Origin of the sequence: Paraburkholderia caledonica NBRC 102488, assembly GCF_000685095.1 — a bacterium.
Taxonomy (GTDB): domain Bacteria; phylum Pseudomonadota; class Gammaproteobacteria; order Burkholderiales; family Burkholderiaceae; genus Paraburkholderia; species Paraburkholderia caledonica.
On sequence record NZ_BAYE01000014.1, the window covers coordinates 34,540 to 47,625 of the forward strand.

Sequence of the window (13,086 nt, forward strand, 5' to 3'; positions counted from 1 at the left end):
AATGTCTATTTTGTTTTGACTGCCTGACCCGAAATGAACTGGGAGTGGGTATTATTTTCGGCGCACACCTCAGGTAGAGGCCATTTAGCTGCCCGTAGAACTGGAGGGTGAAGGAGTGTGCAATCGTCCGCATGGGTGCTGTGCGCACCTTCCCTGAACTGCTCGCGCGTCGCTGCGTCCATACCGTCTTCGCATGATCGAACTGTCGAACCGAAGCTTTATCGAACTGGGCAATGGTTCACCGCGTCTGCAACGAGCCGTTGCTCATGGCTCGTCGTCGGTGCTCGTCGCCGGTCGAGGGAGCGGCGCGCCGGCCGTGCTGGCGGCGCTGCAGCGCGAATACGCGTTGCGCGCCGTGCTGCATGAAACCTGGTCGGCGGTTCCCCAGGCGCTCGTGCCGCACGGTGACGGCGCGCTGCTCCTGCTCGCCGATCCGGGCGGCGAGCCGTTGCGCTGCTGCAGCGGCTCACGCCAGGCCGGCACCGCAGCCTTCCTGAAGGTCGCCATCGGCCTTGCGCGGGCCGTCGGCGCGATGCACGCGGCGGGCATCGTGCATCGTGCGCTGTCGCCGGCCCGCTTTCTCGTGAACGACGAAGGCCAGGCGTTTCTCACCGGCTTTGGCTCCGCCACCCGTCCCGGCGACAACATTGCTTCGCCCGACGCCGACCTCGAATGGAACGACGGCAGCTTCATCTACATGGCGCCCGAACTCGGCGCGCGTATGAACGTGCCGGTTGACGAACGCGCCGATCTCTATTCGCTTGGCTGCATCTTCTATCAGTTGCTGACAGGCATGCCGCCGTTCGAGGCCGCCGACACCGCCGCGCGTGTGCATGCGCACGCGACGCACCGGCCGCGTCCGCCGCACGAACTCGCCGCAGACGTGCAGCCGCAAATCTCGCGGGTCGTGATGAAGCTGCTCGAGAAAGCGCCCGAACAACGTTACGCCGATGCAGCGGGGCTGCTTGCGGACCTGCATCGATGTGAGGAGCTGCAACGGCGTCACGGCGAGATCGCGCCTTTTACGCTCGACACCCATGCGGCGCTGCAGCGCCTTCAGCAGGCCGACCGGGTGCTCGGCCGCGACGACGAAATCGAGGCGCTGCTCGCGCAGTTCCGTGCGGTCGTGGACGGCCGGCAAGCGCGCGTCGCGTGGGTGTCGGGCAGTTCCGGGATCGGCAAGTCGACGCTGCTGCAAGAAGCCGTTGCGCGGATGCAGCGTCTGAGCCCGCCGCTTCTCGCCGTCAGCAAGAGCGAGGAAGGTCATCGCGGCAAGCCGTACGCGATTCTCGGCCAGGCGCTCGATCAACTGCTGCGCTTCGTGCTCGGCTGCCCCGACGGCGAGTTTGCGATCTGGCGTGAGCGGATCGCCACGGCCACAGCGCCCGTCGGCCGCACGCTGAGCGCATTTCTGCCCGCGCTCGGCGCCGTGCTCGGGCCGCAGCCCGAAGCGCTCGACCCGCCGGACGCCGCGCCGGCGCTTGAACGCGAGCGCGTGCTTCAGGGGATCGCGCGGTTGATCGCGTGCTTTGCGAACGGCGCGCGTCCGCTCGTTCTCGTGCTCGATGATCTCCAGTGGGTGGACACCGGCACCTTGCAGGTGCTGGAGCGGCTTCTGCATCAGCATAGCGATGCGGCGCTGCTGCTGATCGGCGCGTTCCGCGACAATGAAGTAGCCGCGGATCACCCGCTGCGCGCCGGCAAACTGGCCGACGTGGCCGCGGCGCGGCATGTGCAGTTGGGGCCGCTGAACGAGGGCGCGCTGCGTGAGTTGATTGCGCGCGCGCTACATCAGGACGCGGACTCGCTCGGGCCGCTCGTGGAGATGATCGGCCGCAAGACCGGGCGCAATCCGTTTTTCGCGCAACATCTGCTGCGTCTGCTCGCGGACGACGGCCTCCTCGAATACGACGTGGAGTCGTCCGCGTGGCGCTGGAGTCTCGAACAGATGACGGCACAGCGCGGCGTCGAAAACGTCGTCGAACTGCTCGCGCGAAAGCTCGGCCAATTGCCCGCCGCCGCGCAATTCATGCTGCGGGTGCTGGCTTGCCTCGGGCAGCGCGCGTCCACCCCAACGCTCGCGGTGGCGGCCGGGTTGTCTGAACTCGACGCGACCCGGCATCTGCAACCCGCGCTCGAAGCCGGCACGGTGTATCGCGAGAACGGCGACTGGGTGTTCTGGCACGACCGGATTCGCGAGGCGACTTACGCGTCGATGTCGGCAGCCGAGCGCGCCGCGCTGCATTTGCAGATCGCCCGTCGCCAGTTGGCGAACCGGGGCGGCGAGTTCGATGTGTTCGCGCTCGCGGCACAAGCCAACCTCGCGCGCCCGGCGCTCGACGATCCCGACGAACGGCGCGTCTTCGCGCGCCTCAATCTGGACGCCGGGCGCGAGGCGAAAGCCGCAACGGCGCATGATTCGTCACTGGGCTTCTTCCGCGCGGCGCTCGACTTGCTGGGCGACCAGGCGGCGAGCGAAGACGGCCTGCTCGCCCGCAAGCTGTGCGGCGAGGCCGAGTTCATGACCGGCGCGCTGGAGGTTGCCGAAGCGCGCCTGTCGGCGCTGGAAGCCGAGGCGGGCGACGGCATCTTCGGCGCCGATCTCGCGCGGCTGCGCGCCGCGCTCTACACGACGCTCGGCCGCTATGATCTCGCGCTCGGCGTGGGTCTCGCGTTTTTGCATCGCGCGGGTATCGAGGTGCCCATGCATCCCGTCGATGCCGACGTGGACCGCGAATACGCGCGTCTGCGCAGTTGGCTGGACCAGCACGGCATTGCCGGGCTGCGCGAGTTGCCTATCATCGCGGACCCGCTGCGCCGCGCCATCACCGACATCATCTCGGACCTCATCCCGCCCGCGCTCTACACCGACCAGAACCTTGTCGACTTCATGCTGCTGCGCTCGGTCAACCTCGCGATCGAGCACGGTCATTCGGACGCGGCCGCGAACGTGTACACGTGCATGAACCAGATCTTCGGCGTGCGTTACGGCGACTACAGTTTTTCGCTTCCGTTCGGCCAGCTCGCGCTGCACCTGGTCGACGAACGCGGGCTCGTACGGTATCGGGCGCGCGTCTACATGGTGTTCGGCACCTTCGTCGTGCCTTGGACCTTGCCGGCGCGAAGCGCGCGCGATTATGTGCGCCGCGCCTACAACGTCGCCATAGAAAGCAGCGACCACACCTTCGCGCTGTATTGCGGCCGCAACGAAGCCACCGGCATGCTGTTCGCCGGCGAGTTGCTGGCCGACGTGCGCGAGACGGTGGCGCGCGCACTGGCTAGCGCGCGCGACGCCAACTTCCAGCTGGTGATCGACGCGCTGCTGTCGCAATGGGCGCTGCTCACGCACTTGCAGGAAGGCAAGCCCGACGGCCGCGTCGAGATGCCGCCGGTGCCCGTGGACGGCAGGCCGACCACGCTGGTGGACTTCTCTTACTGGGTGTACCGCTTGCAGCGTTCGCTGCTGTTCGGCGACCTCGCGGATGCGCTCGAATCGCGTCGACGTGCCGAAGCCAGCGCGAACGCATCGCGTTCCTTCGCCGAGAGCGGCGAGTTGCCTTTCTACGGGGCGCTCGCGCTGCTCGCATTGCCGCGGCGCGATCCGGCGCAAGAGGCTGCGTTGCAGCGCCATGCCGGGCAACTCGCGGTCTGGGCGCGAGCCTGCCCGGAGAATTTCGTCGGACGATGCGAACTGGTGCATGCTGAGATGGCGCGTGTCGAAGGCCGCGCGCTCGACGCGCTGGAAGCGTATGCGAAGGCTGTCGCGCACGCGCGTCGTCACGGCTTCACGCAGATCGAAGCGCTTGCTGCCGAGCTTGCGGCGTCGTTCCACGCCGCGCGCGGCGAAGAGGTGACCGCCCAGGCGTACCTGCGTCACGCGCGCGGGGCGTGGCAACGCTGGGGCGCGGTGGCGAAGGCGCGGCAGTTGCAGACCGGCCACCCCGAACTGTTCGACGCCGACACGGATGCACCCGCGGCGAGCCGTCTTCAGGAACTCGACGTGCAAGCGGTGCTGCGCATTTCGAATGCGCTCGCAAGCGACATCGTCCCGGCGCGGCTCGTCGAAACGCTGTTGCGCACGGCGCTCGAAAGCGCCGGCGCCGGGCAGGGCGCACTCGTTTTGCTGCGCCGCGGCGTGTGGCAGGTGCCGGCGCGCGCGCAGGTGGTCAACGGCGCGATTGCCGTCACGCAGGACGCGGTGCCGTTCACGTCCGACGTGCTGCCGGTCTCGCTCGTGCAGGCCGTCGCGCGCACCCAGGAAGGCGTGGTAGCCGACGACCCGCACGACTCGCCGGTCTACGCGCAGGACGTCTATATCCGCCGCAAGCGTCCGCGCTCGGTGCTGTGCGTGCCGTTGATGCGTTATTCGACGCTGGTGGGCGTGCTGTATCTAGAGAACGATCTGGCCGCAAAGGTGTTCACGGCGGCCAAGGCGGCGGTGCTCGAAGTGATCGCGTCGCAGGCGGCCTTCGCGCTGGAAAACGCGCGGCTCTACGACGATCTCGTCGAGCAGAACGAGCAGCGCGCGCGGGCTGAGGAACAGTTGCGCGCCGCGCTCACCGACCTCGCACGCGCAACGCGGCTGAAGGCGATGGGCGAGCTGGTCGCTTCGATCGTGCACGAAGTCGGGCAGCCGCTCGCCGCCGTGGACACCTCCGCGAGCGCCGCGTTGCGCTGGTTGAGCCGCAGTCCACCGGAAATCGGCGAGGCGCAGCAGATGCTCACGCACATCAGCCGCAGCGCGACGCGCGCGAAAAGCATCATCGAGGCGCTCCGCGCAAAGGCGCGCAAGGCCGAGCCGCAGTTCACGAGGCTCGACCTGTCCGAAGCGCTGCGCGAGGCTGCGGCTCTCGTGGCCGCGCAACTGGACGCGCTGAACGTCACGCTGGAATTGCGCGGCCTGAACGAACCCGTCTACGTGCATGGCGACCGCGTTCAGTTGCAGCAGGTGGCGATCAATCTGCTGACGAACGGCGCCGAGTCGATGGCTGCGCTCGACACCGGGCGGCTGCTCGTGCTCGCGTGCACGATGGGCGCGGACGGCACGGTGCAGGTGACGGTGGACGATCTGGGCAGCGGCATCGCGCCCGAAGTTGCGGACCGGCTGCTCGAACCGCTCTTCACCACGAAAGACAACGGCATGGGCATGGGCCTCGCCATTTCCCATTCAATCGTCGACGCCCACGGCGGCACGCTGACTCTCGCGCCGCGCGAGGTGACGGGCACGCGCGCCCGCTTCGTGCTGCCGCGGCTCGACGCGGAAGGCACCTAAGCAGCGCGCCGCCGTGCGGTTCGCACGAAGCATGTGCGAGCCGGCGCCGGCGCTTCGAATTCGTCAACCACCGGGCCGCCTCGCGGCCCTTTAACGAGAGCTCTGCGAACGCCGCAATGTCCGATTCCCGAACCTTCCGTACAGCCGCTTCATCCACGGGCCGCGAGTCCCGCGTCGTCTACATCGTCGATGACGACGACCTCGTGCGTGGCGCGCTGGTCGGTCTGTTGCGCTCGATCGACCTCGAAGTGCACGCGTTCGCCTCGACCGAGGAATTTCTCGCCGCGCCCAAAAGCGCGAATCCGTCGTGCCTCGTGCTCGACGTGCGGCTGCGCGGGCAGAGCGGCATTGCGTTCCAGAAATCGCTGTCGGAGACCGGCCAACCGCACATGCCCATCGTCTTCATGACGGGCCACGGCGATATAGCGATGACCGTGAAGGCGATGAAGGCCGGTGCGATGGATTTCCTCTCCAAGCCGTTTCGCGATCAGGACATGATCGATGCGGTGGTCGCCGCGCTCGACAGCGACGCGAAGCGGCTGGAGGCCGACCGCTCGCTGCACGACGTGCGCGCCTGCTGGGAATCGCTGACGCCGCGCGAACGCGAGGTGCTCGAGCACGTGGCCGCGGGGCTGATGAACAAGCAGATCGCGGCCAACATGGGAATCGCGGAGATCACGGCCAAGATCCATCGCGGGCAGGCGATGCGCAAGATGAACACGCGCTCGGTGGCGGAACTGGTGCGCAAGATGCAAGCGCTTGGTATCGCCAAACTCGGCGGAATAGGCGCCGCGCAGCAGTAAGCGTACGCTTTATACCGTACCGTTCGCGCGCACCAAGCTGTACCCACCGTGTTCCGGCAAGCGGCGCAGGTGTACCCATACCTACATATGATGGCGGTACCCATGCGTGGCGTTATGCTGGGCTACCGGTGAGCGGTGGGATGGGCCCATCCGTTTGCCTGGCCTCAGGCAGGTATCGCTTTGTCGCTTTCGTCCACCGAACTCGTCGTCATTGTCGACGATGACCCCTTCGTGCTCGCCGCCGCCAGCAGCCTCGTGCGTTCGTTCGGCTGGGAGGCGCGCGAGTTCGCGAGCGCGGCAGCGTTTCTCGCGTCGGATGTACTCTCGCGAACCGATTGCCTGATCTGCGATATCCAGATGACCGGCATGGGCGGGATAGAACTCCTCGACAAGCTCGAAGCCGACGGCATGCGCATTCCCACGCTATTCATCACGGCCCTGGCCTCCGCGCGCACGCGCGCGCGGGTAGGGGCCAGCTCCGCGTTATGCGTGATCGAGAAACCCATCGACGCGAGCGAACTCGAGTCGTGGATTCGCCGCGCGCTGGGACACGGCTAGCAAAAGCGACACCAGTGCATGGCGAGGGCAAACCTTCGTAGGGGGTGGGCGACCACTCGTTTGATGGTGCGAACGCCACGCGGCATGCTCTCATGTCTCCTATGCCGTCCGACGTGGCGGCGCCAGGAGAACGACGATGACCTTCATCCATTCGACCGTGTCGCGCGAGGCCTTGCAGGAATCCGTGCTGCGCATCTGCACTCGCGCGGCAAGACACTCCTCGTTCCGGATTGCTCGCGCGAATCCGTCCAGTCCGGCGGCGAGGACCGCTCAAGCCATTCGCACCATTCGCACGAGGGGCGCCATTCGCACCGTTCGCACCGGCGTGCAATCGCAGCGTATCAGTGCGACCGCGATCTTCGTGCTGCTCGTTGCGCTACTCGTCACGATAAGCGCACCTGCTGCCAACGCGGCGATGCTCTACACGCGGCCGTGCCGCGCCGACAGCAACCTGCTGCCGATCGCCTGGCTCGTCGCGATCGGCTTCGGACTGCTCGCGGTGACGCTGTGGGTATATGCGTACGAGCAGCGTTCGAGCATCGCGCGCCTCGCCGCCGCGATCGAGCAGCGCAGCAGCACGGACACGTTGCCGCAAGCGTTGGCCGAGTTCGGGCCGCCCACGGTCGCGCGCCTGGTACGCGCGATCAACAGCGCGCAGCGCTACGACGCCGAACGCGTCGCCCAGGTGCTCGACGTGCTCGCAGCGTATGCGCACGACCTGCGCACGCCGCTGACACGTATGGCTTTGCGCTGTGAGCGGCTCGACGACGGCGAAGTGCGTGACGCGATCGAGCGCGATCTCGCCGAGATGGGCGAACTGGTCGAGGCAAGCCTCGCCTGTGCGCGAATGCAATGCTGGGCCGGGCAACCGTTGCGGTGCTTCGATGCGGACGGACTGATCGGCGCGCTCGTCGATAACTACCGGGACGCCGGCCGCTCGGTCGAACTCGAAGGCGAGGTCGGGCGTCCAGTCGTGACGTGCCCCCATGCGCTGCGCTGTGTGCTCGTCAATCTGATCGACAACGCGTTGCGCTATGACAGCGCCGTGCGGTTGTGCGTGCGCGTCGATGCACGGCGCGTGGTGCTGGCCGTGGTCGACTCCGGACCGGGTATCGTGCCGGCCGAAATGGAGACCGTATTCGCGCCCTGGTATCGCGCGCCCCGCACGACAGCGCGCGCGCCGGAATGCGGCTTGGGCCTCACGCTCGCGCGACGTCTTACGCTCGCGATGCGCGGCGAACTGCAACTGGAGAACCGCCGTAACGGCGGACTCGAAGCAAGATTGACGCTGCCTCTCGCGGTAGCGTGAGCATCAAACAGCGCTCGATAGAAAAGCTCAACGCGAACTCGTGGAATAAGCGAGCGGTCTCGCGTGTTGTAGCTGGGGCTTCATGTGCAGTGGTCTATGTCGTGTGTGAGCACGCCCAGAGTTCTCAAAGATGCCCGAACACCCTCACATCCGTTCCCGCCGACGCCCTATGAGCGCAGCCGCAACGCGCCCTTGATCGCATCCTTCGACTCCTTCGCGGCGTCAGCCGGTTTAAGACCCGGCTCGCCGATCATGCCCGCGATCTTCTCGAGCTTTTCATCATTGGACATCACACTCGGGTCTTGCGCTTGTGCTTCAGCCGCTTTCTCTCCGGCGGGTTTCAACGCGTCGGCGGCGAGGCGCATCATCGCTTTGACCGCGTCGGCTCGCGGCATGCCGGCGTCGGTGAGCAGCGTGAGCGTGGCCCGCAATTGCGGATCGTCTTCGATCTTTTCCAGTGCAGCTTTTTCGCGCGCCGACCGCGTGAGGTTCGGCTCGCTGCTGGTCTCGTGCAACTGACCGAGCTTCTCGGGCTGCGCACGGCGCATTGCCTTCTGCGCGATCTCCGCGATGTGCGCGCCCACAACATCGGTTGCCGCCGTTTTATAAACGCCAGCCTTGCGATCGTCGATCAACGAGCCGGGCAGCCGGTAACCGAAATTGTGCTGCTGTGCCGTTTTGCGGCGGGCGTTGTCGTACATATTCGCGTAGACGCCGGCTTGCGCTTCGAGCGGCGCGTGGTCGAAGGCCTCGCTCTTGCTGGCTAATTGCGTGACATGACGCTGTACGTCGTCGGCTTTCTCGTCGCGCAGGTTCTGCCGCGTTTCCAGCGCGAATTTCCTTATGTCCAACGCGTCCTTCACCGCATTGAGCGATTGCCCAGCGACGATCAGCGGCGTGGCCGCGCCATGTGTGCCTGCGGCGAGCACCGCGCCGGCCGCCGCCGCCGTGGCCGACGTCGCGCTCTCGTATAGCGCGCCTCTGCGCCGTTTGCCCTGATTTTCCGCGATGGACATGGTCGTGAGCACATCGCGCGCCCGTTGATGCTGCGGATGAGCCGGATCGTTCGCAGCACGCAGCAATTTCGGTTTGTCGTATTGCCATTCGCCGTGCTGGCGCGTGACGATCATGTTCTCCGGTGTGGTCGGCAGATATCTGTTGGTTCTGTGTACGGCTGATTCGGGTGCGTTCGTGCGGACAGGTTCGGTCGTAGCGATAAAGTCGTCCGTCGGCGCTTGCGTTTGGGCTTGCGTTTCATTGTGGGTCGCGGCGCCCCCGCCTTGCTGGGACGACGAAATACCGTTCGTCGGAATGCCCTTCGGCGCGGGTTGGGGCAAGGCGTCGAAGGCAAGCACATCTTCGCGCAGCATCGCCGCTAGCTTCTGCTCATAGCGTTTGGTGGTTTGATGCGCGACCACGGCCGATGCGCCGCTCGCGATCATGCCGGGGATCTCGTGTGCGGTGTGGGCGTCGTACACGAAGCTGCCGCCAGCCGCGCGGGAATTCGCGCCGAGCACGCCGGTGAGCGGTTTTCTGGAAGCCAGGTTGAGCGGCGTGAAGCCTTTCTGCCCACTGCCCAAAGCTTGCCTGATCGCATTGAACATGCCCTTGCCGGCGCTGCCCTTCGGCGGCACGAAATTGTGAATGTCGTCGACTGCGGGCTGCGGTTTGGGCGGCGACGCGAGCTTGCCGATCACGCCCATTGGCCCCTTCAGAAGTTGATCGCGATAGGCACCGGGCTGCACGGGTTCGCGCTTTGGTTTGTATGGAGCAAGTTGCGCCGGAATCGGCGCGCGCGCCGAAGCGTTCGGCGTCGGGCCGCTCGCGGACTTGTCGTCCTGCGCGGCTGGCGTCGCTGAATCAGGTGCTGCGGGCATTCCGTTGACACGCATCATCTGGAGGCTCTCCGGTCGCATTCACGCAGACAACGGTAGCCGCTAACGTATGAGTGCCCCTCCGTCGCGCGAAGTCATAAGTGCGCGAGCGAACTACCTGCGCGCGGCCCGCCCGGATGCAATGCACTCCTTCGCCAAACCGCGCAGACCTTCGGCATCGCCGCCAAACGCGGCTCACTCGAACTCTATTCTTCAATGCGACGATTCCTGGCCGGCCGCCCTCGTCGCAACCCATCCCTCAACCTTGCAGACGGTAGATTCAAATGAAATATAAACCCGCGTTACTCGAGACAGCAGCCGCTCTACTTACCGCATTGACGCTCACCGCCTGTGGCGGCGGCGATCATGTCGACAACGGCAAGACGGCCAGCGCAAGCGTATTCAAGTCCATGGTGCTAGTGTCCGACGGCAGCATCGCCGCGCCCAACACTGCGCCCGATCTGAAGAACGGCTGGGGCATCGCGTTCAATCCGGCCGGCGCCGCATGGGTCTCGGGCAACGGCTCGCAAAAGTCCGTGCTGTTCGACGGCAACGGCGTGCCGCAATCGCTGATCGTGACGATTCCTCCGGGCACCAACGGCGTGGCGGGGCCGACCGGCATCGTCTTCAACGGCACGGCCACGGACTTCATGATCGCGACGCCGGACGGCTCTGCGAAGAGCAACGCCGTCTTCATGTTTGCGACGGAAGCGGGCACGATTGCCGCGTGGTCACCGAAAGTGTTGCCGACCGCAGCCGTCACCGCGTTCGACGACGCCGCCGGAGGCGCCATCTACAAAGGCCTGACGCTCGCCAGCAACGGCGGCCGCAATCTGCTGTACGCAACCGACTTTCACAACGCAAAGGTCGATGTGTTCGATGCGGCGTTCAACAAAATCGCGCTGCCTGGCACGTTCAAGGACCCATCTGTACCGGCGGGTTTTGCTCCGTTCGGCATTCAGGCGGTCGGCTCGAAAATCTTCGTGACATATGCGCAGCAGGACGCGGACCGCAAGGTTCAGGTGACGGGCGCGGGCCTCGGCGTGGTCGACGTATTCGATCTGAACGGCAACCTGCTGCAACAGATTCCAGCGGGTGGCGTGCTCAACGCGCCGTGGGCGGTCGCACAGGCGCCCGCAGGTTTCGGCACGCTGAGCAACGACATTCTGATTGGCAATTTCGGCGACGGCAACATCAACGCGTTCGATCCAGTCTCGCTCAAGCCGCTCGGCAAGCTCACGCTGCAAGACGGCACGGCGTTCCAGCAGACCGGGCTGTGGGGCCTCTCGTTCGGTAACGGCGTATTGAGTCAGCCCAAAACGACGCTGTTCTATGCTGCAGGTCCGAACAAGAAAGTTGCGGGCGTGTATGGCCGTATCGATCTGGCCAACTGACGCTGAACGTCGAGATGGCGACCCGCGCTGCGGGTCGCGAAAAGGCCGTATTCTCTGCTGCGTTACACGCAATGGCCGGCAAGTGTCACGACACTGCTTCGGCCATTCGCGCGCGGGGCGCACGTGTGGTGCAGATATCGCGGTGATGCGGCGCTTCTATCTGTTCGAGCATGTAGCCGAGCGAATACACGGTGCGCAGTTTGAGGCCGCTGTGTTCGTCCAGTTCCAGTTTGGCGCGCAGTTTGTAGATGTGCTGTTCGAGCGAACGCCCAGCAATATCGAGCTCCTTTCCCCACACCGCGTGCGCCAGTTCCTTGCGCGTGATGAGCGCACCCGGATGCGAAAAGAACAGCCACGCTATGCTGAATTCTCGCGCCGTGAGCCGCACGCGTTTGTCGAGTGTGACGAACTCGCGTGTCGCCCGGTACAGCGTCGAAGAGCCGAGCGTGATAATGCTCTGCGCCGTGGGCTCGCCGCGCCGGCGCGCCACCGCGTGACGGCCGCGCGCCACTATTTCCTCGAGGCGAAACTCGCCCACGACGATTTCGTCGACGCCCGCGTGCAGTGCGCTCGTCATGCTTACCGAGTCCCACCATTGGCCGATCATCATGACCGGCAAGTCCTGTCTGAAATGACACGCCCGCCATGCGAGCACGAGATTGCTAGTGGAGAACTCAGTCTCCGATTCGATGATGACGAGATCCGGCGGACTGCGCTCGAGTGAGCGAATCAGGCCGAGTTCATCCGTATAGCGAACGCAGTCGGGCATGCCGTCCGCTTCGAAAGCATTCTTGATCCGTCGAAAGGTCGAGTCGTTGCGCGTTAGCAAGGCGATTTGCATGATCGTTCCAAGATGAGAATGTCTGACCGAGGCGCGCGCCAAACGTGTTTTTCGTTCTGGCGGCGCGGCTTTCGTCTCACGCTCCTGATCACACAACACGCGATAGTCGAGTCCTATTCCATTTTGTTTTTCGATCGCCGAAACGCCGGTGGGGTGGCGGCTTCCGTGCGCGCAACTATGCGCATTAAGCGCGAATCCACATGAAGGCGCCTGACGCGACGGCCTGATACTGCTCGTCGGTGGCTTGAAGTATGTTCTGCTGCCAGTAGCGGCCGTGTTCCGCATAGTGAGCGAGCAGGTCGGCGAGCGTTTCGCCGTTCAGTTGGGACAGTTCCGCACGCACGACCAGCACGGAGCTGCCGGTGTCGCTGTCTACACCCAGTTGCGCCTGGTCCTGCGCATAGACGAGCAGGTTGGCTTCCAGCATCAGCCGGTAAACACCGAGCACGCGTTCCGGCGCGACTGTTCCGAACTCGAACACGATGTAAAGACCGGTGTCGTTATCGAAATGATCGAGCCGGACGTCGAAACCTTCGACCTCGATCGAGCGTGTGTCGAGCACATGACCGGCATCGGGAAGGCCGACCGTCGTGCATAGATCTTCGATCAGCGGCGTGTAGTAATCAAGGTCCACGGCGTGTCCGACTCCGGTTGATGTTGAAACCCGGCGTGCTCGACGCCGGAATTGAAAAGGCGCGTGTCGCCGGGGCGAACGCGCCAGAAACCGCTTGCTGCAACGCGCGTGAAGCGCGTCCGCAGCCAGGCGTCAGCTTGCCTGCGCGGCCTTCGTCAGGCTCGACGCGCCCGACTTCAGCGCTTCGCCGACGGCTTGCAGCACGCTCGCGTTCGACTGAGCCTGCGCGATCTTCAGTTGATCCTGTGCGTTGGCGTTGATCTGGTTGACGGCGGAATCAGTGCCGGCGGACGACGACAGATCTTCAGCCTTGCCGGCCGCCGTGGCTTGCGCCGCAGTGCCTGCGCCTGCTCCGAGGGAACTCGCTGCACTCGTGATTGAACCCATGATTGACACTCCTT

The 13,086-nt window shown here is 65.3% G+C and carries 9 protein-coding genes; 5 read left to right on the plus strand and 4 right to left on the minus strand.

Annotated features, from left to right (window positions below; translation table 11 throughout):
- Positions 1 to 193: 193 nt before the first annotated feature.
- The 4 genes from BCA01S_RS24600 (at position 194) to BCA01S_RS24615 (ending at position 7,942) form a co-directional block, all read left to right on the plus strand.
- A complete protein-coding gene (locus BCA01S_RS24600; protein WP_027779206.1) occupies positions 194 to 5,272 on the plus strand; it encodes a trifunctional serine/threonine-protein kinase/ATP-binding protein/sensor histidine kinase in 5,079 nt (1,692 codons plus the stop codon).
- 116 nt (positions 5,273 to 5,388) lie between these two features.
- Complete coding sequence (locus tag BCA01S_RS24605; protein WP_027779207.1) at positions 5,389 to 6,075, plus strand: response regulator transcription factor; 687 nt, start codon at positions 5,389 to 5,391, stop codon at positions 6,073 to 6,075.
- 180 nt (positions 6,076 to 6,255) lie between these two features.
- A complete protein-coding gene (locus tag BCA01S_RS24610) occupies positions 6,256 to 6,633 on the plus strand; it encodes a response regulator (RefSeq protein WP_020070034.1) in 378 nt (125 codons plus the stop codon).
- Between the two features lie 136 nt (positions 6,634 to 6,769).
- Complete coding sequence (locus BCA01S_RS24615) at positions 6,770 to 7,942, plus strand: sensor histidine kinase (protein WP_027779208.1); 1,173 nt, start codon at positions 6,770 to 6,772, stop codon at positions 7,940 to 7,942.
- A gap of 167 nt (positions 7,943 to 8,109) precedes the next feature.
- Here the strand turns inward: BCA01S_RS24615 and BCA01S_RS36540 are convergent, their stop codons facing one another.
- Positions 8,110 to 9,837, minus strand: coding sequence for a hypothetical protein (locus tag BCA01S_RS36540; RefSeq protein ID WP_027779209.1), 1,728 nt, complete (start codon positions 9,835 to 9,837; stop codon positions 8,110 to 8,112).
- A 263-nt stretch (positions 9,838 to 10,100) separates the two neighbouring features.
- Between BCA01S_RS36540 and BCA01S_RS24625 the strand changes: the two genes are divergently transcribed.
- Positions 10,101 to 11,210 carry a TIGR03118 family protein gene (locus BCA01S_RS24625; RefSeq protein ID WP_027779210.1) on the plus strand — a complete coding sequence of 370 codons (1,110 nt, stop codon included), beginning with the start codon at positions 10,101 to 10,103 and terminating at the stop codon, positions 11,208 to 11,210.
- An 85-nt stretch (positions 11,211 to 11,295) separates the two neighbouring features.
- On the opposite strand, the gene BCA01S_RS35230 is transcribed toward BCA01S_RS24625, so the two are convergent.
- From BCA01S_RS35230 to BCA01S_RS24640, 3 genes are all read right to left on the minus strand, one after another.
- Positions 11,296 to 12,051, minus strand: coding sequence for a response regulator transcription factor (locus BCA01S_RS35230; RefSeq protein ID WP_063831978.1), 756 nt, complete (start codon positions 12,049 to 12,051; stop codon positions 11,296 to 11,298).
- Positions 12,052 to 12,235: 184 nt separating this feature from the next.
- On the minus strand, positions 12,236 to 12,685 hold the full coding sequence (locus tag BCA01S_RS24635; protein WP_027779211.1) for a CesT family type III secretion system chaperone: 450 nt from the start codon (positions 12,683 to 12,685) through the stop codon (positions 12,236 to 12,238).
- A gap of 132 nt (positions 12,686 to 12,817) precedes the next feature.
- Positions 12,818 to 13,072, minus strand: a complete 255-nt coding sequence (locus BCA01S_RS24640) for a hypothetical protein (RefSeq protein WP_020070028.1) — start codon at positions 13,070 to 13,072, stop codon at positions 12,818 to 12,820.
- Positions 13,073 to 13,086: the final 14 nt, after the last annotated feature.